Genomic DNA, 26,330 nt, shown 5'->3' on the forward strand with positions numbered 1-26,330 from the left:
CCAAAAGTACATTACGTGTTTTTTAGTTTGTTTGAACGAAAGTTCATTTTGTTTTCGTTCTTAAGTTGATGGGCATGTACAGCATTACCAGGTTGTGCATTATCAGGACTTCCATTTAAAATCATATCGCGTACTTCAATGGATCCTGGTACTAACTTTTGTTTATCTTGTATTACGTCTATAACATAAGGATCTTTAATCTCAACATTATTATACTTAAAGCCTATTACCCAAGTAATTTCCTTCGTTTGGGCGTTATAAGAACCGTATTTATAACCATTTGCCTTTGTAAAATTATCAGGATCAAAATTAGCTTCAACTTTATTTGATTGTGGATTAGAATCCGTATCTATCCAAGATAGGTTACCTGTATTTTTAAATGAAGTTTTACCACTTTCTAATTTTGTATAATCAAAGTCTGTCGTATATTTTACGACTAATGTCTTTGTCATATTAGACTGATATGTACCTATAAGGGTAATTTTGAAACCTTTATCCGTTACATCTAAAACATAGTCAGTCCCAGCTTGAAGGGTATAATCTCCGTCTTTAATTTCTAGTTTCTTATCTTTTAATTGTAATCCACCATGGCCAAAGGTATCCGTAATGATCGCGTTGTTTAATGGATAGTTATTATTATTTACTGTAATTGTCCAGGTTGTTGTTTTGTCTTTATAGTTTGTTTCAGCTTTATTATTAGATTTAATAATATTTTGCTGCTTGAAGCCAATTTCATTTTCTTTACTTGAACCATTATCAGCTGTAACTGTATTTTTTACTTTTCCATCTTTTATGACATTACCAGTTGGCTTTGTTTTATAGGAAATTACATAAGCGCTATTAATATCCTCATTAAACTGTAAGTCGAATCCATTCTTCTTCTTACTTACAGTGTAATTATTAACAGTATCTCCTGTTACAAGCCTTCCATTATCATCGTAGGAAGCGTTTTTCACAACGATAGAATTTGCATCTAGTTCATGTGTATCGTCAAAAATATCTTTTAAAAGTGCATCTGTTTTTTTGATATTTCTTTGATCACCGTTGTAAGTAATTGTCCATTCAATCGTTTGCGTCTTTGGATCATATTTACTTGTTTTGTTTAAATGTGTACCACGAGAGACAGTAACAGTAGCACTTGCGTTTTGTTGTTTTTGATTATCACTCGTTATCGTAACGTTATTTCGGAAGTCTTTTACATTTTCATCAGTAATTTTTGTGACATATTCGATTTGGTATGCTTTACTGATATTTTCCTTAAAAGCAATCTCCAATTTTGAACCATCTGATGAAATAATTTTGTAATCTGCTGGATCAGCTTCTTTACCACGTGTTGCGTTTCCGTTAACATCAACTTCTAAATAATAAACTTTAATAGAATCCTTATTTAAACTTGTACCTTGTGGGATGTTATCTTTAAAAACAGCGTTTTTAAGAGTGTCTTTCGTTTTGTTCATCTCTACTGTCCAATTAATTTCATTTGTATTAATTGGTCTATCAGGTAACCCTTTTTTATTCGTAGTTGTTTGTATATTAGGCTTAAAGTCAACTGTAATAGAAACATCTTTATCTTTAATTGGGAAAGGAATTTCTTGTGTTGTTGTACCTTTAATTTCAGCTTTATTAAATTCGGTCTTTAATTGTAGGTTACCAACAACATCTGGATGTTCTTCAACATAATCGTTGAATGTCATCGTGACTTTTCCATCTTTTGTAACAGTGAAATTACCAATTGGATTGTTTTCACTATCGTATAAAGGACTGTTAATTGTATTGTAAATCTTAAAGTGTTTAGGAAGATCAAAAATATAGTAATCTCCGCTTTTCACATTCATTGATTTTAAAAGTTCCCATGTAAACTCAATGTTGGCAGGGGAATCTGTACTTGGACGGTTATCCTCTGTAAATGGTTTTCCGTCTTTGTCCGTCAACTTTACACCCGTTAAAATGTTTGTTGTTATTTGCTTTGGACCTGAATTCGTACTCTCAGCAGGATCGCTTGCTAGATTTTGTTCCGGGTTATCAGTAGCAGGGTTAGTTGCTGGGTTTTGTTCCGGATTGTCAGTAACAGGTTTAGTTACTGGATTTTGTTCCGGATTGTCGGTAGCAGGTTTAGTTGCTGAATTTTGTTCCGGATTGTCAGTAGCAGGTTTAGTTGCTGAATTTTGTTCCGGATTATCAGTAACAGGTCTAGTTGCTGGGTTTTGTTCCGGATTATCAGTAGCAGGTTTAGTTGCTGGGTTTTGTTCCGGGTTATCAGTAGTAGGTTTAGCTACTTGATCTGGCACTTGTTTATTAGTATCCTGTTTGGTGCCATCTTCTTTAGAATCTTCTACTTGAATAGGAACTGTTATAGGCTGAACCAGTGTTCCTAAAGGAAAAGCGATTTGAACTGATTTCTCTTCAGCTTTTAAAGTTGGGTTAAACACAGTATCGATTTTAATTTTTCCTTTAGCATCTTTCGAATTTTCTACTTGATCATTAAATATTAGTTTTAATTTATTATCTTTAGCTGCTATAAAATATTGACCAATATTTTTTTGATCTGTTACTAAATCTCCTTGTAAATCTTTAGATACTTTTAATGCAAGTGGTATTTGAATTACTGCTGTATCGTTTGCATGTACAACTTGTTGATCCTTTATTGACCAAGCATATTCTACTTGAATGGTTGATCCTATCTTTATTAAGTTGTTAGGATTTTTTGCTTCGTCAATAATATGATCCGTTCCATCTTTCATCTCAACAGTGTCAAATAATGAAGTTTCCTTTAAAGTCTCAGCTTTTGCCTGATTGTACGGGAAACTAATAAACTGTGAAAATAGTACAAATACAATTAAACATATATTGAAAAGTTTTTTCATTTTGCCTCCTTTGAACATTCATTTGTTCACTGAGGAATATATTCCACATGAACAAATGGAATATAAAAAAAGTTAGTTATTATAAAGTATTTGTTGCTACTATCCCTCCGTTTCTATGTACGTTCTCTGACAGAATAGATGTTTAATTAAAGGCATATATAAAGTAACGTAAAAATCTGGAATATACATAATTCGACAAAAAATGTCGAAAGTATGCTGATAAAAGGAACGATATCAGACCTTTATATACAAGAGCATTTTCTTGTGAATGTGTTATGAACTGGATAGTCATAAAGGTAGGTTTTACGATACATGCTAACCAAAGTAATGTATCCCAAGTTAAAAGTTTGTTTTTTGCTTTAAAATTATGTGGAAAAAATCTGAATAGGGTTGATTTTGGTTAGGGTGAAGACAATATGCACTTTGAAAATATTCATTTATGTAATATGAAATTGAGATAATTGTATCTTGAGAATGTCACTTATTACATTTATGAAAATTAGCTTTCTGCCTAGAGAGAGTTGTACAATTTGTGGACCGAAGTTAAGATGGTACAGTTCCTTTTCGGATTTAGTGGAATATAAGTTATTTATAATATTCGGCTAAATCATTACTGCGGTCATTTTTGAAGCTGTTTTACATAAGAAAAAAGAAGGTATCCCTTTTGATAATAGTGTTATCTTCTCTTAAAGATGATTATGAATAACCTTCGCTAAAGATTATATACTTAAATGATAAAGAGTTCAACAGCGGTTTAACAAGTATTTTCCAAAAATTAAAAATGACCGTTTTAGTAGAAAAATTCTAAAAAACGGTCATTTTTAATTTTATATTTCTGTTAAAATTATCGGTTCGCCGCGTGTTACGACGACTGTATGTTCACATTGTGCAACAAGGCTTTTATCAGGTGTAACGAATGTCCAACCATCATCGCCACGTTCGATAATATGATCAGCTTTCATAGAAATGAATGGCTCTACAGCGATAACAAGACCGTCTTTTAGAAGCGCATTATCCATTGGATCAAAATAGCTTAAAATGTGGTTTGGTGCTTCATGTAAGCTAAGACCAATACCGTGACCAGTTAAGTTTTGAATAACATTGTATCCATTTTTATGTGCAAAGTTTGAAACGGCACGACCAATTTGGTTTTGTTTTGAACCAGCTTTCACCTTTTTCATTGCTGCCCAAAAGGCATCAACAGCTGCTTGGCAAAGCTTTTCTTTTGCTTCATCTTCTCCAAGTACAAATGAAATACCTGTATCTGCATAATAACCATCAAGTGCTGCAGATACGTCGACATTTACAAGGTCGCCTTCTTTTAATACACGATCACCTGGAATACCGTGAGCAACTTCTTCGTTTACACTGATGCAAGTTACGCCAGGGAAATCATATTCTTTTTCAGGTGCAGAAATAGCACCATGCTCATCTAATACTTTTTTACCGATCAAATCAAGCTCTTTCGTTGTCATGCCTGGCTTCGCTTCTTTTTTCATTTCTTCACGTGCAAGCGCAACGATGCGGCCGATTTTTCGTAAGCCTTCTAAATCTTGTTCATTACGAATAATCATGAAAACCACTGTCCTTCCTCGAATATATATCTTACCCGATTGTATCATGTTTATTTTCGTCCTGCTACTCGCTTGCAGTATGGCGGATTGATTCCTCTCATAAAGAATACATGACAATTGTCATATCGATGTCATGACGCATCATACTGTTTCCTAAGTTTTCCAAAGAATACAATGTAAATATAAGAAACAGCGGGGGTGGAGAGATGGAAAAGATTATTGAAGTAAATAGTGTTTCTAAAACATTTAAACATAAAAAAGCAGTAAATAACGTTTCATTTCATGTGAATAAAGGAGAAATCGTAGCATTGCTTGGACCGAATGGTGCAGGGAAAACGACGACGATGTCGATGATGCTTGGATTAAAGGATCCGACGGAAGGAACGGTTTCTATATTTGGAAAGAGTCCAAAGCATAGAGATGTTCGTAATAGACTCGGCGCGATGTTACAAGAAGTAAGTGTCATTGATAGCATTACAGTGGAAGAGGCAATTGAGTTATTCCGTAGTTATTATACGAATCCGGTAGCGAAAGAAACGTTACTACAGTTATCAAATTTAGAATCGGAGCGAAAGCAAAGATGTGAGAAATTATCAGGAGGTCAAAAGAGAAGGTTAAATTTTGCACTCGCACTTGCAGGAAATCCAGATTTGCTATTTTTAGATGAACCGACGATTGGAATGGATATTACGTCTCGAAGAACGTTTTGGGAAACGATTCGAAAGTTAGCAAGTGAAGGGAAAACAATTATTTTAACGACGCACTATTTAGAAGAAGCGGATGCATTGGCGAATCGTATTTTATTGTTTGCAAATGGAAAGATTATCGCAGATGGTACACCAGATGAGATGAAAGCGACGATTTCACGAAAAACAATTACATTTTATTCGAAGGAACGTATTCCTGCAAAATTATTAAAAGAGTTACCAAGCGTAACAGAAGTACAATCAAACGAAAGTCACTTCACTTTAATAACTGAAGATACGGATGCAACCTTAAAAGCAATTTATGAAAAGAACTTACCTGTAACAAATATTTCAGTTGAACGTGGAAGTCTTGATGAAGCATTTGAACAGTTTGTGGCAAATCAGAAGGGGGAAATCGCATGAAAGCTTTATGGATGCAATGCAAAATAGAAATTTTACGTACGTTCCGCAATAAATTATTTATCTTTTTCTCATTATTAATGCCAGTTATGTTTTACTACATTTTCACTAATGTTATTCAAGTGCCACAAAACGGAGATGCGTGGAAAGCGCATTATTTAATCTCAATGGCGACGTTTAGTATTGTAGGGACAGCACTTTTTAGTTTCGGTGTAAGGATTTCTCAGGAAAAAGGGCAAGGGTGGACACATTTGTTGAAAATTACACCACTTCCAGAGGGAGCGTATATAACAGCAAAAATCATCGCTCAAACAGTAGTAAATGCTTTTTCAATCTTAGTTAATTTTATTGCAGGAATATTAATTAATCATGTTGAGTTAACGGTAGGGCAATGGATTGGTGCTGGATTATGGTTGTTGTTAGGTGTAACACCATTTTTAGCATTAGGAACAGTAATAGGTTCTATTAAGAAGGCGGATGCAGCAGCGGGTTTAGCGAATATTTTAAATATGAGTTTAGCTGTAATTGGCGGTCTATGGATGCCAATCGAAGTATTCCCGAAAATACTAAGATCTATCGGTGAATGGACACCAACATATCACTTCGGAAGTGGTGCATGGGATATTGTAGCTGGAAAATCAATTGGTTGGGAAAATATCGCGGTATTAGGAGGCTATTTCCTTATATTTGTTGTAGTATCAATATATATAAGAAAAAGACAGGAAGCGGTATAAATGACAGAGAAGAAGAGGATTGAGATTTTTCCGAAACATATGGGATTCTTTCCGTATATGTGGCTCGTTTATTTGTTATTTCCAATTTATAATTTAACACAAGTATCGGGATGGAAGCTTGTAATAGGAAGCGGTATGTTGATAGTTTTCATGATCACATACCGTCAACTTTATTTTGTTCAGAAGACGTTCATTTTGTGGGCTTGTATTCAAATGATACTTACGCTTTTATTTGCTTTATTTTATAATCCCTTCATGATATTCTTTGGCTTTTTCACAGCAAGTGCAATGGGATTTGCACCAAGTAAGAAAGTATTTCGGATATTACTATGTTTGTTAGTTGTAATGCTTGGAGTATTTGTATTTATAAATATGAATCAACTAACACCGACAAGTTTAGTAAATATCGTTCCGATGTTTATTTTAATGCTTCTTACACCATTTGGTATGCGCAATTTTAACCAGAAAAAGATGTTAAGAAATCAATTAAACGAAGCGAACGAGCAAATTAAGGACTTAGTAAAACGTGAAGAGAGGCAGCGTATTGCAAGGGACCTTCATGACACGCTCGGGCATACGCTATCTCTTATTACGTTAAAAAGTCAGCTTGTTGAAAAGCTAATCGTCAAAAATCCAGAGCGCGCAAGTACGGAAGCGAAGGAGATTACACAAACATCTCGAACTGCTTTAAAACAGCTAAGGGAATTAATTTCTGATATGCGCATGATTACGGTAGAAGAAGAGCTTGAGCAAATAAAAGCGATCTTACAAGCTGCTAATATTGAATTAGAGATCAAACAAGAAACGAGTGCAAGTTCGCTATCACCCATTGAACAAAATATTTTAGGAATGTGTTTACGTGAAGCTGTTACGAATGTTGTAAAGCATAGTAAGGCGACGCGGTGCATAGTTTCTGTACGAGAATTACAAGGTGAATTGATTTTGACAGTAGAAGATAACGGAATTGGTTTAGCGGATCAAAATCACGATGGGAATGGTATTCGTGGTATGAAGGAGCGAATCGCTCTTATTGATGGATTTGTTGAACTGGGTACGATTAATCCAGGAACACTATTAACAGTAAAAGTTCCAGTTGTTATTAGAACAGGAAAAGATGAGGTGAAGGCATGATTCGAATTATTATTGCAGAAGATCAGCGAATGCTTCGTGGTGCGTTAGGAGCCCTACTCGATCTAGAAGATGATATTGAAGTAATTGGGCAAGCAGCGAACGGAGAAGAGGCACTAAAACTAATTGAATCATTAAAACCCGACATAAGCATTATGGATATTGAAATGCCAATTCAAAGCGGATTAGATGTTGCAGAAACGTTGAAGAAAGAAAAATCGGCATGTAAAGTAATGATTTTAACAACATTTGCGCGCCCTGGATATTTTGAACGAGCAATGAAAGCTGGTGTGCACGGATATTTATTAAAAGATAGCCCAAGCGAGGATTTAGCTGCATCGATTCGCAACGTAATGAAAGGTAAACGAGAGATTTCTCAAGATTTAATGTTCGGCTTATGGCAGGAGCAAAATCCGTTATCAGATCGCGAAAAAGAAGTATTGCTACTTGCGAAAGAGGGAAAGACGGCAAATGAAATCGCCAAGGCACTTTATCTTTCGCCAGGTACAGTACGTAATTATATTTCTGAAGTATTAACGAAGCTTGATGCGAAAAATAGAATTGAGGCAATTACAATTGCGGAAGAAAAGGGATGGATATGAAAAGAAGTTTACCTATGAATGGTAAACTTCTTTTTTCTTATAAACAAGTATTTCAATAGAGAGTTTCGTCACAGTCGCATCGCTCAGGATTTGAAGTATATCGTGTAATTTAGATTTTACTTCATTTTTCGACAAAAAATTTGTTATAGTAAGATTAGGTTGTTGATCTAAGTTTTGGACAACTTTACCACTAACAGTTGTGATTACTCCATTTTTATCTACTTTTACAATGAGATCTTGGCCATATACTTTATAGTTTTTATATGTTTGTGCAAGGCGAGCTTCGGTTTGATTTTCTTTTGTTGCTTTATTTGTAGGTTGGGAATCTATATTCATTTCAGTTGTCATTCACTTTTGTTGAGCTTCTGCCTCATTTATCTCACCTTTTAAATACTTTTTCAGTATGTTTTTTTCGTATCATTTTGAGGTTGTGTAATTTTTTAAGCGTTAAATTAGGCTAAGTAATTTCAAATTTTACTTCATTTCTGTCTAATTCTTGGGTGTGAATAACTTCTGCTACTGCTAATAAAGGAAAAAGAAGACCGAATGTAACGAAGGCACGGACGAATCTTCTATAATTTATTTATAAAACCACTAATCTATTATTATATGTGAGACGAATTGTATGAAGAATTTGCCGAATTTTATATATATTATGCATTATTTCATGTCAAAAATTGTCGAACTCACATTATTGTAGTGGTATGACAACTTAACAAATTATATTGTTATAATGGGATGGTGAGTAAGTATGCACGCAGAAAAATTAGGAAGTGAAATTAAGAAAATTAGGGTAATGCGGGGATTAACACAAAAACAGTTATCCGAGAACATATGTCATCAATCGGAAGTGAGCCGAATTGAATCAGGCGCAGTATACCCAAGTATGGATATATTGCAAGGTATTGCAGCAAAGTTACAAGTTCCCATTATTCATTTTTATGAGGTACTCATTTATTCAGATATTGAGAGAAAAAAGCAGTTTAAAGATCAAGTCATTACGCTATGTAAGCAAAAAAAATATAAAGAGATTTATAATAGAGTATGGAATGAGCTGAAAAAGGAAGAATATCATCCCGAATTCCAGCAGTTTCTTCAATGGCAATATCATGTAGCAGCTTACATGTTGAAGAAAATTGATTATGAATATTGTATTTTAGAATTGAAAAAATTGTTAAACCAACAATTAGCTGGAATAGATGTATACCAAAACCTCTATATAGAAAATGCAATCGCAAATATTTATGCTGAAAATGGCTATTTTAAGAAGAGTATTGAGTTATTCGAAGGTATATTGAAACAATTAGAGTCATTGCATGATAATGAAGAATTCGACGTGAAGGTAAGATATAATCATGCAAAAGCATTATACTTAGATAATCAATATGAACAAGCCTTATATCAAGTGAATAAGGCGATTGAAATATCTTGCCGAATTAATAGTATGGCATTAATTGGGCAGCTGTACTATCAAAGAGGTGAATGTCTAGAAAGGTTGGAGTATGATGAGGCAGAGATTGAAGACACATATAAGAAAGCAAGTTTCTTTTTTGATATATTAGAAATGCATGCATATAAAGAGACAATCGTAAATAAAATCAATCAATGAATAACCCTAAAAAATGGATATGCATAATTGCATACGGCATGGATAAATTTTCATGATATATTAAAAGAAAAAATGTGGGTGATGGAATATGAAAAAATTACTTATTGGTAGTTTATTAACGTTAGCAATGGCATGGGGTATTTCATTAACAGATACAGCTTTAGAGAAAAGCCAAGTAATTTCTCATAATGATCAAGAGGTACAATTAGCTTCGGACCTACCTTTTGAATATTAAAAAAACAACCGTCTTACTTAGACGGTTGTTTTTTTGTGGAGTAACCTCCAAACGTCTTTACTAGAAACGGGCTTGCTAATAAAGAATCCTTGAATGTGGTCACAGTTTTGCTCATATAAAAATTTCCATTGTTCTTCGGTTTCTACACCTTCTGCGATAACTTCTAAATTTAGTTCTTTTGATAGTGTAATAATGGAAGAAATAATCGCTTCCTCTAAAGGACTAGTTGTAATTCCGCAAATAAATTCTCGAGCAATTTTTAATGTATTAATTGGATATTTTGTTAAATAAGCTAAAGAACTATAACCAGTTCCAAAGTCATCAATTGAAATTTGAATACCGAGATTTTGAAGTTGTTCTAGTTTTGCAACTACAGATTGATTTTGGTTAATGGCGATACTTTCTGTAATTTCGATATCTAGTGCTTCTGGTTTTAACTCTGTTTCTTCTAAAACTTTTGAAATAGTTGGGATTAAATCTGCATGATTAAATTGAACTACAGATAAATTTACACCGACTTTTAAGTGAGAGAAACCTTGATTATGCCATCTTTTCGCTTCTAAGCAAGCAGTACGTAAAATCCAATTTCCAAGTTCAATAATGAATCCAGTTTCCTCTGCTAGAGGGATAAATTGGGCTGGGGATACGATACCGAGCTTTGGATGTTTCCAACGAATTAATGCTTCAAAACCAATAACTTGTTTTGTTTTTGTGCTTACTTGTGGCTGGTATTCAAGGAAAAATTCATTTTGTTGTAATGCTTTTGAAAGTTCTCCTTCTAAGAAGTTACTCTCATTTTGAGCGATACTCATTTCTTTTGAGAAGAAAACAAATCGGTTTTTTCCATTTGCTTTCGCGCGATACATAGCCATATCAGCATTTTTCATTAATGCTGTTACATCAGTTCCACAATCAGGGTACATTGCAATTCCGATACTTGGTGTAATAGACAGTTCTTCATCTTTAATGAAGAATGGTTTGTTTAAAATATTTAAAATTTGTTCAGCTATAAAGGCCGCACTTTTTTCTGAGTACATATCTGGTAATAGAATTGTAAACTCATCTCCACCTTGGCGAGCAACGACATCTTTTGAACGTAGGCAACTGCGTAATCGTTTTGCTACTTCAATTAATAACAAGTCTCCGACGTCATGACCGAGTCTATCGTTAATTTTTTTGAATCGATCTAAATCAAGAAACATGACGGCAACATCATTTGCGCTAGCCTGAGCGGTATTTAAAATGTTTTTTAAATCTTTTTCAAACTTACGGCGATTTGGTAATCCAGTAAGTGCATCATGAAAGGCTAAATGTTCTACTTGTTTTTGTTTTTCATATAAAGTTGTAATATCACGTGCTATGCCAAACATCCCGACAACTTCCTTGTTTATGAAAGTAGGGATGAGTGTAATGTGAAGGTAATAGTAGTAACCTTCTTTTTCCTTTGTACGAACTTCTAAAGTTTGTGGTCTACCTTCTTTCGTTAGTTGTAAAGCTTTCTTTAGTAAATCATGGTCTTTTGAGTCAATAAAGTGTAAAAGGGAATAGCTTTCTACTTCACAATAGTAGGCAGTAAATAAGCTTTCGCAAGCTGTATTAGACTGCTGGAAAATACCGTACATATTTAAAGAGAAAACAGCATCCGGGTGATCTTCGAATAAAGATTTATAACGTTGTTCACTTTTTGATAAAGCAGATGCACCTTCTTCTACTTTATCTTCTAGTTGTGTAGTCAACTGCTCGTATGTATCGATTAGTGCCTGATTATCTTTCCACATATAAAGTTGTCGTAAGAATAATAAGATAAGAGATAATACTAGACCGATCAACATGAACTTATCATCCCAAGGTTGAAAGATAATAAAAGAAAAAGTAATGATTATACTAAAATAAGGTAATATAAAGCGCACATAATCAAACCGATAATATTTTGTTTTCGTTTCATGCTGTATTGGTTTATCTAAAATATATAGTATGGATGACAAACCAATTAATAAAATCGAAGCAGTATGTATTAAGTAAGAGACTTCAGAAGAAGGTTTTATCCCTGCGTTTAATTGAAACAGGTGTATATATCCGTACACGAGTATAATAGTAAAGCCGATAATTAATGAAATTCTGCTAGAAGAATATTCTTCTCTTCTATATAGACTAATTACGGCGTAGATTACTAATGATTGTGCAATAAAATATCCAATTAAAACCCAGGTATCTGTTGTTAACATACGAAAGCTTGAAATGTCCAAAATAAAAGTTAAGGTAAAATAAATATTCATAATAACGATAAAGATGCTATCGAATGAAAATTGAGCTAGTCCTCTAATAGAGTAATGCTTTATGAACTTTATAGCAAAGCCAGAAAAGAGCAAAATATATTGTACGATAAAAAAGGGCAATGCCTTATACGAGAATATGACTTGGTCATATATAGAAAGTGAATGAAGAAATAGAGTTATCTCCATTGTCAATCCACATAGGCAAGTGCATAGTACTAAAACCCAAAATAATTTGTCACCGCGCTTCATTTTCTTAATTGCTTTATATAGGCAATAGCAAGAAAAGAGTGTAGCGAAAAAAAATAAGAAGAGAATTCCAATTTCTTTTATATTTAAGTCCTTAGGGATAAGAAATATCCAAAGAGAAAATATAATTATGTACATCGTGACAAAGTGTACGTATTTTTTTTGATTAATCATATTATGACTCCGTTTCAATAAAGTTGAATCACAGGTGGAAAATGCTAATTCCAATCATAGCATATAAAATAGGGTGTTTTTTACTAAAAAAATTACTTTTTTTGAAAAAAATAGCTCAACATTACAATTTACCATTGTAATGTTGAGCTACTTATTCTTTTTACCCCTCTTATAGAGGATAATTCATGTATGAATTGCAGCATCGCTAAATCTTTCTGTTTACTTTCAATCATAATATCGAAATTATGATTGATTTTTTTTGCAACGTGTAAGAAAGGTTTAATAAACTCTAAATCAATATATTCCGCGTGAGCCCTAAATTCTTTTTTTGATTTAGGAGAGGAAATGTGAACTTTAGGAACGATATTTGTATGTGACCAAGTTTCAAAAATTGCAGGAAGTAACTCTTCTAACGGTTCTTCGCAAAGATTTGCCATGTGATGGTGATAATCAAATACGAATGGGATCTTTTCTTTTTGGCAAATAGATAAAGTTTCAGCAGTTGTATATGTTTTATCATCATTTTCAAGTGTCATTTGCCTCTTTATATGTGCAGGAAGTTTTTTTATGTTGTCATGGAAACGTTCAACCGCTTTTTCTTTATTTCCGTAGGCACCACCTACATGGATGTTAATATAAGAAGAATCTGCAATGCCTATTGCATCTAATACTTTATAATGATAGGTCATATCTGTAATAGCGTTAGTCGTAATGTGTGGTTTGTCGCTTGTAAATAGTGTAAATTGATTCGGATGAAAACTTACTCGTAAATTATGTTCTTTAATTAATGCCCCAATTGTACGCCAAAGCGGTGTGAACAATCCGATGTAATCAAACTCGACTTCGGGATGTGTTGCAAGTGGGACGATGGAAGAAGATAAGCGATATAATGGAATTTCATGCGCTATATTGTAATGAAGAATACGTATTGTATGCTCAAGATTCTGCCGCGTAACATCGTATAATTTATCTTCTCGTTCTTGTTTACTAAGCTTTTGAAAGCTTGTAAATGTCATCGTTTTAGCCGGAGAACAGTCCCAGAGTGCCATTGCATGTGAGACATATCCGAAACGCATAATCATAATGAATACATCTCCTTTATGCATTATCTTTCCTATAGGAAGAAAGCAAGTATTGTTCCTATCCATTCTTTGCCTCTATTAATGAGAGAATTCGGACTAACATCTTTCAAGGAAAGTAATGACGCATTTTCTAGATCTTCGTGGAATTTATTTTTTACTGTTTGTATAAAATGTTCATCATATAAAAGGCAGTTGATTTCATGGTTAATATATAAACTTCTCATATCAAAGTTTGCAGTTCCGATATCACAGATATAGTCATCAACTATAATAACTTTAGCGTGAAAAAAACCTTGTTGAAATGCGTAAATATTACAGCCAGCTTGTATTAACTTTCGGCAATATGGGAATTTTGCTTCTCGAACAAGGGGGTGATCCGCTTTTTCTGGAACGAGAATCGTGATTTGAACCCCTCGTTTTCGTGCTTCTAATAATGCGTTCATAATTTTTCTTCCAGGAATGAAATAGGGTGTACCGATAAAGAGTTCCTTTTTTGCACCTTCAATTAAATGTAAAAAAGTATGTTGTAAATAGGCACCATCAGTTGGAATAAATTGATGTTCGATAGTACCGGGTTGCTGTTTCGGAAAATAAAGAGAAGCGTCCAATAAATTTTGGTTTGTATCATCAAACCAGTCATGTAAAAATTGCTTTTGTAAATCTTGTACTCCTTCGCCTGTAAGACGTAAATGATAGTCCCTCCATAATCCTAACCGCTCATTATGTCCCAAATACTCTTCACCAATATTAAATCCCCCAATGTAACCAATTTTCCCGTCGATAACTGTAATTTTTCTATGGTTTCTTTGATTTGCAGAAAAGAAAGGAAAAGGAAACTTTACTTTGTGACAAAATGAAAAAGAGACACCATGTTTTTGTAGGGAGCGAACGGCCTCGTTTGATAAATGATGGCCCCCAAATCTATCGAGTAGAAGTCTTACTTCAATTCCTTCCTTTGCCTTATCAATAAGTAACTTTAAAAATTCCCGGCTGATTGTATCGTTTTTTACAATGAAAAACAAAACGTGCACATGGTGTTTCGCCTGTTTTATATCAGTAAATAGAGCGTCATACAAATCTTTTCCGTATGTATAAAGGTGAAAATCACTTTGACGTAAAGGGAAAGAACGAGAACGTACACGCCTTAAATGAACAATTCTCCCATAAGAAAGATCAATTACAATCCAGAGAGCAATACCTATTAATAAGAGAGATAAGAAGAACATGAGTAAATTCCCTCCTTCACGGTCTTTTCACCATTTGTTTTTTATAAATCAAACATTCATTTTATTCGGTTATTTGTGGGCTAATAATTAGTAGGGAGTAAATAACTTCTAATGATTAAAGTTTCACTTTATAGTTTCACCGAAATAAACAGCTTTATTAAAAAATATGTTGTTGTATAACAAAAAACTGTTGACTGAATGCTCACTCATTATATAATGAAGGTAGGGGATAAAATTCAGAAAATTATATGTTTTTGAAGATTCTAAAAAAGAAAGAGGGCTTACAAAGAGAGGGGTAGCATAAAAATGAATAGCTTACTGATCATGAATTGGCTGGCTGCCATTGCTGTTATTGCTTATGCGGGATATTTGTTTGTGTATCTTATACGAACGAGGATGGCCTACATACAGTTAGGAAAAAAGATTGAATTTGACCGTCGTTTTAAAGAGCGTTGGGATCTCCTTAAGGTCAATGTTTTCGGTCAGAAAAAGCTGCTGAAAGATAAAAAGAGCGGCATTATTCACGTTATGTTCTTTTACGGATTTATTCTTGTCCAATTTGGAGCAATTGACTTCGTTTGGAAAGGACTCGCACCAGGATCACATCTTCCACTTGGACCACTATACCCTGCATTTACATTCTTCCAGGAAATTGTCACACTTGTTATTTTAATTGCAGTCTTTTGGGCTTTTCATCGACGTTATGTTGAGAAGTTAGTTCGTTTAAAACGTAATTTCAAATCAGGCCTTGTTCTTATCTTTATCGGTGGCTTAATGATTTCTGTGCTACTCGGTAATGGGATGGGAATTATATGGCATGGCGAGGAGCTTTCATGGAGTGAGCCAATCGCTTCTGCAATCGCTTACGTTTTCTCAGGGATAAATGAAACCGTAGCCATTTCTGTGTTCTATTTCTCTTGGTGGGTGCATTTACTAATTTTGTTAACATTTTTAGTTTATGTTCCACAATCGAAACACGCGCATTTAATTGCGGGACCAGCTAACGTTTTCTTCGGCCGTCTTTCAAATCCAGGGAAACTTGAAAAGATTGACTTTGAAGATGAAACACAAGAAACATTTGGTGTTGGTAAAATCGAAGATTTTAGACAAAATCAGCTTATTGACTTATACGCTTGCGTAGAGTGTGGTCGTTGTACAAATATGTGTCCGGCAACAGGAACAGGTAAAATGTTATCGCCGATGGATTTAATTTTAAAACTTCGCGATCATTTAACTGATAAAGGAGCGGCAGTAACATCAAAAGCGCCTTGGGTTCCAGTAGTTGCTTTTAATAATACACAAGGAAATCAGTTAGCGATGATGGCAGCTGGGAAAGGGCAACAAGAATCAGCGGCTGCAACACTCGCTTACGATCCAAGTTTAATTGGAGATGTTATTACAGAAGAAGAGATTTGGGCTTGTACAACGTGTCGTAACTGTGAGGATCAGTGTCCAGTTATGAATGAGCACGTTGATAAAATTATTGATTTACGCCGCTATCTCGTTTTAACAGAAGGAAAGATGGATGCGGAAGCACAGCGTGCGATGACAAACATCGAGCGTCAAGGGAATCCGTGGGGTCTAAACCGTAAAGAGCGTGAAACTTGGCGCCAAGGTGATGATGAAGTAACGGTTCCAACTGTAAAAGAAAAATCGAAAGCTGGCGAGGAGTTCGAATATTTATTCTGGGTTGGTTCAATGGGATCATATGATAATCGTAGTCAGAAGATTGCGATATCGTTTGCGAAGTTGATGAACGAAGCAGGCATTTCATTTGCGATACTCGGTAATAAGGAAAAGAACTCTGGGGATACACCGCGCCGTCTTGGAAATGAATTTGTCTTCCAAGAGATGGCGACAAAAAATATCGAGGAATTTGAAAAAGCAGGAGTGAAGAAAATCGTTACGATTGACCCTCATGCTTATAACACATTTAAAAATGAGTATCCGGACTTTGGCTTGCAAGCAGAAGTCTATCATCATACAGAACTGTTAGCTCAGTGGGTGAAAGAAGGACGCTTAAAACCGGTTCACGCTATTGAGGAAACAGTTACGTACCATGATTCCTGCTACTTAGGAAGATACAACGAAGTATACGAAGCCCCGCGTGACATTTTGAAAGCGATTCCTGGTGTGAATCTTGTAGAAATGGCACGTAACCGTGAAACGGGAATGTGCTGTGGAGCAGGTGGTGGCTTAATGTGGATGGAGGAAACAACAGGTTCACGCATTAACGTTGCTCGTACAGAACAAGCATTAGCTGTACAGCCATCCATTATCGGTACAGGATGTCCGTATTGCTTAACGATGATTAGTGATGGGACGAAAGCGAAAGAAGTTGAAGAGAAAGTTCAAACTCTCGATGTAACAGAGATTTTAGAACGCTCAGTGATTGGACAGAAGAAAGAAGCAATCTAGTTTGTAGGAATGCATACAACTTTAGAAAGAGGTGCAATGATTGCACCTCTTCTCAACGTAGGGATACCGAGCGAGCGCTCAGTGTTAAAAAATGAAATGGGGGAAAGAAACATGAGTAAAACAGTTATTTTAAGTGCTGCAAGAACACCAGTTGGAAAATTTGGAGGATCTTTAAAAGATGTAAAAGCAACAGAACTTGGAGGGATTGCAATTAAAGCGGCGCTTGAAAGAGCAAATGTTTCTGCTAGTGATGTTGAGGAAGTTATATTCGGAACGGTTATTCAAGGTGGGCAGGGGCAAATTCCGTCGCGCCAAGCGGCGAGGGCTGCTGGAATCCCTTGGGAAGTGCAGACGGAAACAGTGAATAAAGTTTGTGCATCGGGGCTTCGTGCGGTTACGTTAGCGGATCAAATTATTCGTACTGGCGATCAATCATTGATTGTAGCTGGTGGTATGGAGTCGATGAGTAACAGTCCTTACATTTTACGAGGAGCAAGATGGGGATATAGAATGGGCAACAACGAAGTCGTTGATTTAAACGTTGCTGATGGTTTAACATGCGCATTTTCAGGTATACACATGGGTGTTTATGGCGGAGAAGTTGCGAAGGAAGATGGAATTTCTCGCGAAGCGCAAGATGAATGGGCATATTGTAGCCACCAGCGTGCGGTTTCAGCACATAATGAAGGACGTTTTGAAGAGGAAATCGTGCCAGTAACGATTCCGCAAAGAAAAGGCGATCCTATTGTCGTTGCAAAGGATGAGGCGCCACGCGCGGATACAACAATTGAAAAGTTAGCAAAATTAAAACCTGTATTTGATAAAACAGCGACAGTGACAGCTGGTAATGCACCAGGCTTAAACGATGGTGGTGCTGCACTTGTATTAATGAGCGAAGAAAGAGCAAAGCAAGAAGGAAGAAAGCCGTTAGCGACAATTTTGGCACATACAGCAATTGCAGTGGAGTCTAAAGATTTCCCGAGAACGCCAGGTTATGCAATTAACGCATTGCTTGAAAAAACAGGCAAGACAATTGAAGACATCGATTTATTCGAGATTAATGAAGCATTTGCAGCAGTAGCAATTGCAAGTACAGAAATCGCAGGAATTGACCCAGAAAAATTGAATGTAAATGGCGGCGCAGTAGCGATGGGACATCCGATTGGAGCAAGCGGAGCGCGCATTATCGTTACACTAATCCATGCACTTAAGCAACGCGGCGGTGGAATTGGAATTGCTTCGATTTGTAGTGGTGGCGGTCAAGGCGATGCAGTGATGATTGAAGTTCACTAATTAAGATTAGAAGATATATAGTTTATTAAAAATTAAGGGGGAAGAAGAAATGGGTGTACAAAAAATTGTTGTAATTGGTGCAGGACAAATGGGATCAGGAATTGCACAAGTATGTGCAATGGCAGGATACGATGTGAAGGTACAAGATTTAAAACAGGAGCAATTAGATAGAGGATTGGCTATTATTACGAAAAACTTAGCACGCCAAGTAGAAAAGGGGCGCATGAAGGAAGAAGAAAAGGAAGCGACATTAAACCGTCTTGCAGTAACGCTTGATTTAGATTGTGTGAAGGAAGCGGATCTTATTATCGAAGCAGCTGTCGAGAAAATGGATATTAAAAAGAAAATCTTTGCGAATTTAGATGAAATTGCTCCAGAACACGCAATTTTAGCGACAAATACGTCATCTTTGCCAATTACAGAAATTGCCGCGGTAACGAAACGTCCGGAAAAAGTAATCGGTATGCACTTTATGAATCCGGTTCCGGTTATGAAACTTGTTGAAATTATTCGTGGTTTGGCTACAGATGATGCGGTATACAAAACAATTGAAGATATTACGAAGAAAATTGGCAAAGTACCAGTTGAAGTAAATGATTTCCCAGGATTTGTATCGAATCGTATTTTATTGCCGATGATTAACGAAGCAATTTATACGTTATATGAAGGTGTAGCGACGAAAGAAGCGATTGATGAAGTAATGAAACTTGGTATGAATCACCCGATGGGTCCTTTAACGCTCGCTGATTTTATCGGTTTAGACACGTGTTTATATATTATGGAAGTGTTGCATGAAGGTTTAGGTGATAGTAAATACCGCCCATGTCCATTACTGCGTAAGTACGTAAATGCAGGATGGTTAGGACGTAAAACAGGTCGTGGTTTCTACGTTTACGAATAAATCCCCCTTTGTTACAAAATAGTGGTCTTACCAAATTATTAAAAGGATTTATAGCAAATGGAGGCGGAGTATATGAACTTTCGTTTTAATGAAGAGCAACAAATGATGAGAAAAATGGTTCGAGATTTTGCACAGAAGGAAATTGCTCCCTTTGTTCCTAGTATGGAACAAGGGGTGTTTCCAAAAGAGATTTTGCAGAAGATGGGTGAGCTTGGATTAATGGGAATTCCAGCGCCTGCAAAATACGGCGGGGCAGAAATGGATTTTATTTCTTACATTTTAGCAATTGAAGAAATTTCAAAGGTAAGCGCAACGGTTGGTGTAATTTTAGCTGTACATACGTCAGTTGGAATGAACCCGATTTTATATTTCGGAACAGAAGAACAGAAAGAGAAATACGTTTCTAAACTTGCGACTGGTGAATATTTAGGTGCATTTGCATTAACAGAACCAAATGCAGGATCGGATGCAGGAAGTTTGAAATCAAGAGCTGTGAAGAAAGGCGATCATTACATTATTAATGGATCGAAGGTGTTCATTACAAATGGTGGTGAAGCAAGTACATATATTGTATTCGCTTCTACAAATCCAGAGGCAGGAAAGAGTGGGATTTCTGCATTCATAGTAGAGAAAGATACACCAGGCTTAATTATCGGTAAAGATGAGCATAAAATGGGACTGCTCGGTTCTCGCACTGTACAACTTACGTTCGAGGATATGAAGGTACCGGCTGAGAATTTACTTGGTGAAGAAGGACAAGGATTTAAGGTAGCAATGGCGAATTTAGAGGTTGGAAGAATTGGGATTGGGGCGCAAGCATTAGGGATTGCTGAAGCGGCGCTTGAATGTGCGATTGATTATGCGAAAGAACGTGAGCAATTCGGAAAGCCAATTGCGGCGCAGCAAGGGATTGGCTTCAAACTTGCAGATATGGCAACTAGTGTAGAAGCGGCGCGATTACTCGTATATAGGGCGGCATCGCTAAGAGCGCAAGGATTACCATGTGGTAAGGAAGCATCTATTGCGAAATTATTCGCTTCTAAAACAGCTGTTGAAGTTGCGATTGAAGCGGTGCAAGTATTTGGGGGATACGGTTATACGAAGGACTATCCAGTAGAAAGATTTTTCCGTGATGCGAAAATCACGCAAATATATGAAGGAACGAGCGAAATACAGAAACTTGTTATTAGCCGGGCTTTATAAAAGCATAAGGGGGAGACGGGCATGCATTTTAAACTATCAGAAGAACATGAAATGATAAGAAAAATGGTTCGAGACTTTGCTAAGAATGAAGTAGCACCGACGGCAGCTGAGCGTGATGAAGAAGAGAGGTTTGATCGTGCAATATTTGATCAAATGGCCGAGCTTGGTTTAACTGGTATTCCGTGGCCTGAAGAATACGGCGGAATTGGAAGCGATTACTTAGCGTATGTAATTGCTATTGAAGAATTATCGCGTGTATGTGCTTCTACAGGTGTAACATTGTCTGCACATACTTCGCTTGCTGGTTGGCCAATTTTTAAATTTGGAACAGAAGAGCAAAAGCAAACATTTTTACGACCGATGGCTGAAGGAAAGAAAATTGGTGCGTACGGCTTAACGGAGCCAGGGTCTGGATCGGATGCTGGTGGAATGAAGACGATCGCCAAAAGAGATGGAGACCATTATGTATTAAATGGATCAAAAATATTTATCACTAATGGTGGTATTGCTGATATTTATGTTGTTTTCGCATTAACTGATCCTGAATCGAAGCAGCGTGGCACGAGTGCATTTATAGTGGAAAGTGATACACCAGGATTTTCAGTTGGGAAGAAGGAGAGTAAATTAGGGATTCGCTCTTCACCAACAACTGAAATTATGTTCGAAGATTGCCGTATTCCTGTAGAGAATTTACTAGGGGAAGAAGGACAAGGGTTTAAGATAGCGATGCAAACATTAGATGGTGGCCGTAACGGTATTGCGGCGCAAGCGGTCGGTATTGCACAAGGGGCTTTAGATGCTTCCGTAGAATATGCAAGAGAGCGTCATCAGTTTGGGAAGCCGATTGCGGCGCAACAAGGGATTGGCTTTAAACTTGCAGATATGGCAACGGATGTGGAGGCGGCGCGTCTTCTAACATATCAAGCAGCTTGGCTGGAATCGGAAGGGCTTCCGTATGGGAAAGAGTCAGCGATGTCAAAAGTATTTGCAGGTGATGCAGCGATGAAGGTGACGACGGAAGCGGTACAAGTATTTGGTGGTTACGGTTATACGAAAGATTATCCAGTAGAGCGATACATGCGAGATGCAAAGATTACACAGATATATGAAGGAACACAAGAGATTCAAAGGCTCGTAATTTCTCGTATGTTAACGAAGTAGGATCAAGGGCGTAGGTATTTTCCTACGCTTTTTCCTTCCAAAAAATAATAGAGAGGTGAAGGGGATGGTTAAACATAATGTGCATGCATCAGTGAAAGATGAAAAATTAGTTGCGTTAAGGCGTGAACAAATGATTAAAGGTGCAGTACAACTGTTTAAACAAAAAGGATTTCCGCGTACAACAACGAGAGAGATTGCAAAGGCAGCTGGATTTAGTATTGGAACGCTTTATGAATACATTCGTACAAAAGATGATGTTTTGTATTTAGTTTGTGATAGTATTTATGAACATGTAAAAGAAAGGTTAGAGGAAGTAGTTTGTACGGAAAAAGGAAGTGTAGAAAGTTTAAAGATAGCAATAACGAATTATTTTAAAGTGATGGACGAATTGCAGGAAGAAGTATTAATAATGTATCAAGAGGTACGCTTTTTACCGAAAGAATCACTCCCGTACGTATTAGAAAAGGAGTTTCAAATGGTAGGAATGTTTGAGAATATTTTAGAACAGTGTACGGAAAACGGAACATTTACATTAAATAAAAAAGAAATACAGCTTCTTGCGCATAATATTTTTATACAAGGACAGATGTGGGGATTTCGACGTTGGGCGTTGCAAAAGCTATATACGCTCGAGGAATATACAGACATGCAAATTAGGTATGTATTACAAGGGGCCCATATGCTTCCGAAATAAGGAATGCACAAATTATAATTTTACTACCCTATAAAAGTTTCCCGTTTTTTTTGTAGCATATTTGTGCGACTTTTGTTTATAATGAATAGTATGGATTTTTTTAAGCAGGCCGTTATATATAAGGTTATATTTGATGAAAGGAAGTGCCGCATAAGTGGATTTTAAGCAATATTCACCAGAAGAGCTAAAAGAATGTTCAATGATTGAAGTTGTACATAGCGTTTTAGGGGATAAAAAACAAGCAACGACATTCAACGAGTTGGTTCAAGAAATCGCTCAAGTGCTGGGACTATCTCAAGAGCAAGTTAATGCGAAGATCGCACAATTTTATACAGACTTAAACATCGATGGACGTTTCATTAATTTAGGAGAAAATCGTTGGGGATTACGTAGCTGGTACCCATATGAGCAAATTGATGAAGAAATCTTGCCTCAACCAAAACCGAAGAAGAAACGTAAAGTTGAAGAAGACGGTTTTGACGACTACATTGAAGAAGATGAAGATGACTTTGATGATGTAGACGGAAATGAAGACGAAGATGATGATGTAGAAGATTTGGACAAGGTTCTTGAAGACGAAGACGGAGACGACGATGATCTTGATGATTTAGAGGACGATGAAGATGACTTCGCTGAAGAAGAACTTGAGTATGATGAAACTGAAGAAGAAGAAGAGGAAGAACTGTAGTTCTTGACTTTTCATTATCGTCCATGTAGAATCATTTTTGGGCTCTTTAAAAAAGGACGATAATACTTTTAAAGTGTAAATATAAAAGAAAATTGCTCCCTACTTATTACTTTATGTGATGAGGGGAGCAATTTTCTTTTTTGTTTTTTGTTTAGAAAATAAAAAGAGTCTAACAATAAGATGGATACAGTGTTATCTACATACGTTGCGCTTTGCAACGGTGATTATATAACAGCAAAATAGAAGGGAGCTTTTTCATGACTAAGTATATTTTTGTAACAGGCGGTGTAGTATCGTCTTTAGGTAAAGGTATTACAGCAGCATCTCTTGGAAGACTTTTAAAAAATCGTGGTTTAAACGTAACAATTCAAAAGTTTGATCCATACATTAACGTAGACCCAGGGACTATGAGCCCATACCAACACGGTGAGGTATTCGTAACAGATGATGGTGCAGAAACTGACTTAGACCTTGGTCACTATGAGCGTTTCATCGACATCAACTTAAACAAATACAGCAACGTAACAACAGGTAAAATTTACTCTTCAGTTCTTCAAAAAGAGCGTCGTGGTGAATACCTAGGAGGAACAGTTCAAGTTATTCCTCACATTACTAACGAAATTAAAGAGCGCGTATACCGTTCTGGTCGCGAAACAAACGCGGACGTTGTTATTACAGAAATCGGTGGAACTGTTGGTGACATCGAGTCTCTACCATTCTTAGAAGCAATCCGTCAAATTAAGAGCGACATCGGTCGTGACAATGTAATGTACATTCATTGTACGTTAATCCCGTACTTAAAAGCAGCGGGTGAAATGAAAACAAAACCAACGCAACATAGCGTTAAAGAGCTTCGCAGTTTAGGTATTCAACCAAATATTATCGTTGTTCGTACAGAAATGCCTGTTTCTCAAGATATGAAAGACAAGCTTGCATTATTCTGTGACATTGATACAAAAGCAGTTATTGAAGCACGCGATGCAGATACTTTATATGCAGTTCCATTATCTCTTCAAGAGCAAAATATGGACCAAATCGTTTGCGATCACTTAAAATTAGACAATCCAGCTGCAGATATGACAGAGTGGACTGCGCTAGTTGAAAAAGTGCGTAACCTTTCTAAGAAAACAAAAATCGCTCTTGTTGGTAAATACGTAGAGCTTCAAGATGCATACATTTCTGTTGTAGAAGCACTTCGTCATGCGGGTTACTCTTTCGACACAGATGTAGAAGTGAAATGGGTAAATGCTGAGCACGTAACAGCAGAGAACGTACAAGAATTAGTAGGAGACACAGATGGTATCCTTGTACCAGGTGGCTTCGGTGATCGTGGTGTAGAAGGTAAAATCGTTGCAATTCAATATGCTCGTGAAAACAAAGTTCCATTCCTAGGAATTTGCTTAGGTATGCAACTTGCATCAATCGAATTCGCACGTAACGTATTAGGATTAGAAGGAGCTAACTCTTCTGAAATCAATCCTGACACACCTTATGCAATCATCGACTTATTACCAGAACAAAAAGATGTAGAAGACTTAGGTGGTACACTTCGTCTTGGTCTATATCCATGTAAGCTTGCTGAAGAAACAAATGCATACAATGCTTACAATGAGCCGGTTGTATATGAGCGTCATCGTCATCGTTATGAGTTCAACAATCAATTCCGTCCGGATATGGAAAAAGAAGGATTTGTATTCTCTGGTACAAGCCCAGATGGCCGTCTAGTTGAAATCATTGAATTAAAAGATCACCCTTGGTTCGTGGCAGCACAGTTCCACCCAGAACTTGTTTCTCGTCCAAACCGTCCACAGCCATTGTTCCATGACTTCGTAAAAGCTTCTATTACGAATAAAGAGAGCAAGTAATAAAAAAGCGCCTGAAATAGGGCGCTTTTTTTAATATTCATTTAACATTTCATCGATTGTAAATTTGATTCCGTGATATGCAAATAAAGCTATCATTAAGCTTGGGAATCCGTAGCGATTACCTTCATCGTCTGGAATAAGCCCTTTTAACAGTTTTGTATCAATATGTACATCTGTATATTGTTCTAGTGATTCATTGCCTTCTTGAATAGCAGAGATGCCGACAATAGAGTGTCCATCTGCTTGCAGTTTTTTTGCTATTGCTACAACTTCTTCATCTGTTGAAAAACGGCTAATAAGAAGCACACGATCTGCAGAAGTTACTTCTACTTCTTTACCATTTTCAAAAAATCGTTTTGCTTGCTTCATTGGTTCAGCACCGAATAGTGCTTCAGCAACAACGCCCTCCATTTCATTTGTACCATGTAAATAAATGAAACCTTCGCCAACTAATGCTTGAGCAAGTAGACGGGCGCTATCTTCTATATTCATTTCCTCTTTTTGAGAAACTCTGGAGAAATAACCGCTTAATTGGGTTGAAAAAATTTTTAACATAATGTTACTCCCTTCGTACGTGTTTACCGGCTTTCATTATAGTTTATTTTTTTAGAAAGGTGAAATCGAAGGTGGCATAACAAAATAGGAAACGGTAAAATAAGAAAGAAATAGGAAGGAATTTGGTAAAGAATAGCGAAAATTAATCGTTATGATATAAGAAGCTTTAAATCTTGTACTTACACAGAAAGGTTGGGAGTTATGGAAGGGAAAATTTTAATCGTTGATGATCAATATGGCATTCGTGTGTTATTACATGAAGTGTTCCAAAAAGAAGGTTATCAGACATTCCAAGCAGCGAATGGATTTCAAGCTTTAGATATCGTGAAAAAAGATAATCCAGATTTAGTTGTGTTAGATATGAAAATTCCAGGTATGGATGGTATAGAGATTTTAAAGCATGTAAAAGAAATTGATGAGAGTATTAAAGTGATTTTAATGACTGCTTATGGAGAGCTTGATATGATCCAAGAAGCAAAAGATTTAGGTGCTTTAATGCATTTTGCTAAACCATTTGATATTGATGAAATTCGTCAAGCGGTGAGAAATGAACTCGCTGTAGAGGCTTAAAAATGAATTTTTTATAAAAAATATGGAAAAAAGCGTTTACATGGACTATTGTGCAGGTGAATACGGTTGAGTTTTTGAGTACAAGTTGTTATCCTATTGAGTGTAGAAAAAAGTCCGGTATGTAGA

The 26,330-nt window shown here is 36.2% G+C and carries 22 protein-coding genes; 15 read left to right on the forward strand and 7 right to left on the reverse strand.

Translation table 11 applies throughout. The features are described 5' to 3' along the window. Window positions 1-11: 11 nt before the first annotated feature. Complete coding sequence (locus tag PDQ33_RS04980; RefSeq protein WP_270754965.1) at window positions 12-2,864, reverse strand: collagen binding domain-containing protein; 2,853 nt, start codon at window positions 2,862-2,864, stop codon at window positions 12-14. Window positions 2,865-3,691: 827 nt separating this feature from the next. Beyond that, window positions 3,692-4,486: a type I methionyl aminopeptidase gene (map, locus tag PDQ33_RS04985; protein WP_002096176.1), complete on the reverse strand. Its 795-nt coding sequence runs from the start codon at window positions 4,484-4,486 to the stop codon at window positions 3,692-3,694. Window positions 4,487-4,644: 158 nt separating this feature from the next. Here map and PDQ33_RS04990 point away from each other — a divergent pair, with 158 nt between their 5' ends. Genes PDQ33_RS04990 through PDQ33_RS05005 form a run of 4 tightly spaced genes read left to right on the forward strand, consistent with a single transcriptional unit; the run spans window position 4,645 to window position 8,008 of the window. Next, window positions 4,645-5,547, forward strand: coding sequence for an ABC transporter ATP-binding protein (locus tag PDQ33_RS04990; RefSeq protein WP_270394244.1), 903 nt, complete (start codon window positions 4,645-4,647; stop codon window positions 5,545-5,547). Next, window positions 5,544-6,278, forward strand: coding sequence for an ABC transporter permease (locus tag PDQ33_RS04995; protein WP_270754966.1), 735 nt, complete (start codon window positions 5,544-5,546; stop codon window positions 6,276-6,278). The genes PDQ33_RS04990 and PDQ33_RS04995 overlap by 4 nt, the downstream gene beginning before the upstream one ends. Beyond that, a complete protein-coding gene (locus PDQ33_RS05000; protein ID WP_000136743.1) occupies window positions 6,279-7,409 on the forward strand; it encodes a sensor histidine kinase in 1,131 nt (376 codons plus the stop codon). Then, window positions 7,406-8,008 carry a response regulator transcription factor gene (locus PDQ33_RS05005; protein ID WP_000619249.1) on the forward strand — a complete coding sequence of 201 codons (603 nt, stop codon included), beginning with the start codon at window positions 7,406-7,408 and terminating at the stop codon, window positions 8,006-8,008. Before PDQ33_RS05000 ends, PDQ33_RS05005 begins: the two co-directional genes overlap by 4 nt. Before the next feature lie 12 nt (window positions 8,009-8,020). On the opposite strand, the gene PDQ33_RS05010 is transcribed toward PDQ33_RS05005, so the two are convergent. Next, a complete protein-coding gene (locus PDQ33_RS05010) occupies window positions 8,021-8,344 on the reverse strand; it encodes a bacillolysin (RefSeq protein ID WP_012644730.1) in 324 nt (107 codons plus the stop codon). 415 nt (window positions 8,345-8,759) lie between these two features. Between PDQ33_RS05010 and plcR the strand changes: the two genes are divergently transcribed. Both plcR and papR read left to right on the forward strand, forming a co-directional pair. Beyond that, the gene (plcR, locus tag PDQ33_RS05015) at window positions 8,760-9,617 is read left to right on the forward strand and encodes a transcriptional regulator PlcR (protein ID WP_270394243.1); all 858 of its coding nucleotides are present in this window, start codon (window positions 8,760-8,762) and stop codon (window positions 9,615-9,617) included. Between the two features lie 88 nt (window positions 9,618-9,705). After that, entirely contained in the window at window positions 9,706-9,852 is a 147-nt protein-coding gene (gene papR, locus PDQ33_RS05020) for a quorum-sensing peptide PapR (protein WP_000734741.1), read from the forward strand. A gap of 17 nt (window positions 9,853-9,869) precedes the next feature. Here papR and PDQ33_RS05025 read toward each other — a convergent pair whose 3' ends face one another. The 3 genes from PDQ33_RS05025 to cls form a co-directional block, all read right to left on the reverse strand. Beyond that, window positions 9,870-12,548, reverse strand: a complete 2,679-nt coding sequence (locus tag PDQ33_RS05025) for a DUF4084 domain-containing protein (RefSeq protein ID WP_061131880.1) — start codon at window positions 12,546-12,548, stop codon at window positions 9,870-9,872. A gap of 128 nt (window positions 12,549-12,676) precedes the next feature. Further along, window positions 12,677-13,630: a UV DNA damage repair endonuclease UvsE gene (uvsE, locus tag PDQ33_RS05030; protein WP_000605890.1), complete on the reverse strand. Its 954-nt coding sequence runs from the start codon at window positions 13,628-13,630 to the stop codon at window positions 12,677-12,679. Window positions 13,631-13,662: 32 nt separating this feature from the next. Next, entirely contained in the window at window positions 13,663-14,856 is a 1,194-nt protein-coding gene (gene cls, locus PDQ33_RS05035) for a cardiolipin synthase (RefSeq protein ID WP_061131879.1), read from the reverse strand. A gap of 306 nt (window positions 14,857-15,162) precedes the next feature. Here cls and PDQ33_RS05040 point away from each other — a divergent pair, with 306 nt between their 5' ends. The 8 genes from PDQ33_RS05040 to pyrG all read left to right on the forward strand — a co-directional run bounded on the left by PDQ33_RS05040 (window position 15,163) and on the right by pyrG (window position 25,079). Further along, window positions 15,163-17,274 (forward strand): heterodisulfide reductase-related iron-sulfur binding cluster, encoded by a 2,112-nt coding sequence (locus PDQ33_RS05040; RefSeq protein ID WP_001086790.1) that lies wholly within the window; start codon window positions 15,163-15,165, stop codon window positions 17,272-17,274. Window positions 17,275-17,283: 9 nt separating this feature from the next. Then, entirely contained in the window at window positions 17,284-18,567 is a 1,284-nt protein-coding gene (locus PDQ33_RS05045; RefSeq protein WP_270394716.1) for an acetyl-CoA C-acetyltransferase, read from the forward strand. Between the two features lie 49 nt (window positions 18,568-18,616). Further along, on the forward strand, window positions 18,617-19,468 hold the full coding sequence (locus tag PDQ33_RS05050) for a 3-hydroxybutyryl-CoA dehydrogenase (protein ID WP_000538858.1): 852 nt from the start codon (window positions 18,617-18,619) through the stop codon (window positions 19,466-19,468). 72 nt (window positions 19,469-19,540) lie between these two features. Then, window positions 19,541-20,671, forward strand: a complete 1,131-nt coding sequence (locus PDQ33_RS05055; protein ID WP_270754972.1) for an acyl-CoA dehydrogenase — start codon at window positions 19,541-19,543, stop codon at window positions 20,669-20,671. A gap of 21 nt (window positions 20,672-20,692) precedes the next feature. Further along, window positions 20,693-21,832: an acyl-CoA dehydrogenase AcdA gene (gene acdA, locus PDQ33_RS05060; RefSeq protein WP_000545521.1), complete on the forward strand. Its 1,140-nt coding sequence runs from the start codon at window positions 20,693-20,695 to the stop codon at window positions 21,830-21,832. 64 nt (window positions 21,833-21,896) lie between these two features. After that, window positions 21,897-22,526 (forward strand): TetR/AcrR family transcriptional regulator, encoded by a 630-nt coding sequence (locus PDQ33_RS05065; protein ID WP_000238604.1) that lies wholly within the window; start codon window positions 21,897-21,899, stop codon window positions 22,524-22,526. 154 nt (window positions 22,527-22,680) lie between these two features. Then, a complete protein-coding gene (gene rpoE / locus PDQ33_RS05070) occupies window positions 22,681-23,214 on the forward strand; it encodes a DNA-directed RNA polymerase subunit delta (RefSeq protein WP_000346283.1) in 534 nt (177 codons plus the stop codon). Window positions 23,215-23,471: 257 nt separating this feature from the next. Next, window positions 23,472-25,079, forward strand: a complete 1,608-nt coding sequence (pyrG, locus tag PDQ33_RS05075; RefSeq protein WP_000170454.1) for a CTP synthase — start codon at window positions 23,472-23,474, stop codon at window positions 25,077-25,079. 30 nt (window positions 25,080-25,109) lie between these two features. Here the strand turns inward: pyrG and PDQ33_RS05080 are convergent, their stop codons facing one another. Continuing rightward, on the reverse strand, window positions 25,110-25,634 hold the full coding sequence (locus tag PDQ33_RS05080; protein WP_000912421.1) for a DUF2529 domain-containing protein: 525 nt from the start codon (window positions 25,632-25,634) through the stop codon (window positions 25,110-25,112). A 201-nt stretch (window positions 25,635-25,835) separates the two neighbouring features. Between PDQ33_RS05080 and spo0F the strand changes: the two genes are divergently transcribed. Further along, window positions 25,836-26,204 carry a sporulation initiation phosphotransferase Spo0F gene (spo0F, locus tag PDQ33_RS05085; protein WP_000398594.1) on the forward strand — a complete coding sequence of 123 codons (369 nt, stop codon included), beginning with the start codon at window positions 25,836-25,838 and terminating at the stop codon, window positions 26,202-26,204. Window positions 26,205-26,330: the final 126 nt, after the last annotated feature.

The organism is Bacillus cereus group sp. Bc031, assembly GCF_027716265.1.
GTDB classification, from domain to species: Bacteria; Bacillota; Bacilli; order Bacillales; family Bacillaceae_G; genus Bacillus_A; species Bacillus_A paranthracis.

Bases quoted from the DNA above. Each gene is read 5' to 3' on its own strand.
- PDQ33_RS04980 (WP_270754965.1), bottom strand. From the start codon at position 2,864: ATGAAAAAACTTTTCAATATATGTTTAATTGTATTTGTACTATTTTCA.
- map (WP_002096176.1), bottom strand. From the start codon at position 4,486: ATGATACAATCGGGTAAGATATATATTCGAGGAAGGACAGTGGTTTTC.
- PDQ33_RS04990 (WP_270394244.1), top strand. From the start codon at position 4,645: ATGGAAAAGATTATTGAAGTAAATAGTGTTTCTAAAACATTTAAACAT.
- PDQ33_RS04995 (WP_270754966.1), top strand. From the start codon at position 5,544: ATGAAAGCTTTATGGATGCAATGCAAAATAGAAATTTTACGTACGTTC.
- PDQ33_RS05000 (WP_000136743.1), top strand. From the start codon at position 6,279: ATGACAGAGAAGAAGAGGATTGAGATTTTTCCGAAACATATGGGATTC.
- PDQ33_RS05005 (WP_000619249.1), top strand. From the start codon at position 7,406: ATGATTCGAATTATTATTGCAGAAGATCAGCGAATGCTTCGTGGTGCG.
- PDQ33_RS05010 (WP_012644730.1), bottom strand. From the start codon at position 8,344: ATGAATATAGATTCCCAACCTACAAATAAAGCAACAAAAGAAAATCAA.
- plcR (WP_270394243.1), top strand. From the start codon at position 8,760: ATGCACGCAGAAAAATTAGGAAGTGAAATTAAGAAAATTAGGGTAATG.
- papR (WP_000734741.1), top strand. From the start codon at position 9,706: ATGAAAAAATTACTTATTGGTAGTTTATTAACGTTAGCAATGGCATGG.
- PDQ33_RS05025 (WP_061131880.1), bottom strand. From the start codon at position 12,548: ATGATTAATCAAAAAAAATACGTACACTTTGTCACGATGTACATAATT.
- uvsE (WP_000605890.1), bottom strand. From the start codon at position 13,630: ATGATTATGCGTTTCGGATATGTCTCACATGCAATGGCACTCTGGGAC.
- cls (WP_061131879.1), bottom strand. From the start codon at position 14,856: ATGTTCTTCTTATCTCTCTTATTAATAGGTATTGCTCTCTGGATTGTA.
- PDQ33_RS05040 (WP_001086790.1), top strand. From the start codon at position 15,163: ATGAATAGCTTACTGATCATGAATTGGCTGGCTGCCATTGCTGTTATT.
- PDQ33_RS05045 (WP_270394716.1), top strand. From the start codon at position 17,284: ATGCATACAACTTTAGAAAGAGGTGCAATGATTGCACCTCTTCTCAAC.
- PDQ33_RS05050 (WP_000538858.1), top strand. From the start codon at position 18,617: ATGGGTGTACAAAAAATTGTTGTAATTGGTGCAGGACAAATGGGATCA.
- PDQ33_RS05055 (WP_270754972.1), top strand. From the start codon at position 19,541: ATGAACTTTCGTTTTAATGAAGAGCAACAAATGATGAGAAAAATGGTT.
- acdA (WP_000545521.1), top strand. From the start codon at position 20,693: ATGCATTTTAAACTATCAGAAGAACATGAAATGATAAGAAAAATGGTT.
- PDQ33_RS05065 (WP_000238604.1), top strand. From the start codon at position 21,897: ATGGTTAAACATAATGTGCATGCATCAGTGAAAGATGAAAAATTAGTT.
- pyrG (WP_000170454.1), top strand. From the start codon at position 23,472: ATGACTAAGTATATTTTTGTAACAGGCGGTGTAGTATCGTCTTTAGGT.
- PDQ33_RS05080 (WP_000912421.1), bottom strand. From the start codon at position 25,634: ATGTTAAAAATTTTTTCAACCCAATTAAGCGGTTATTTCTCCAGAGTT.
- spo0F (WP_000398594.1), top strand. From the start codon at position 25,836: ATGGAAGGGAAAATTTTAATCGTTGATGATCAATATGGCATTCGTGTG.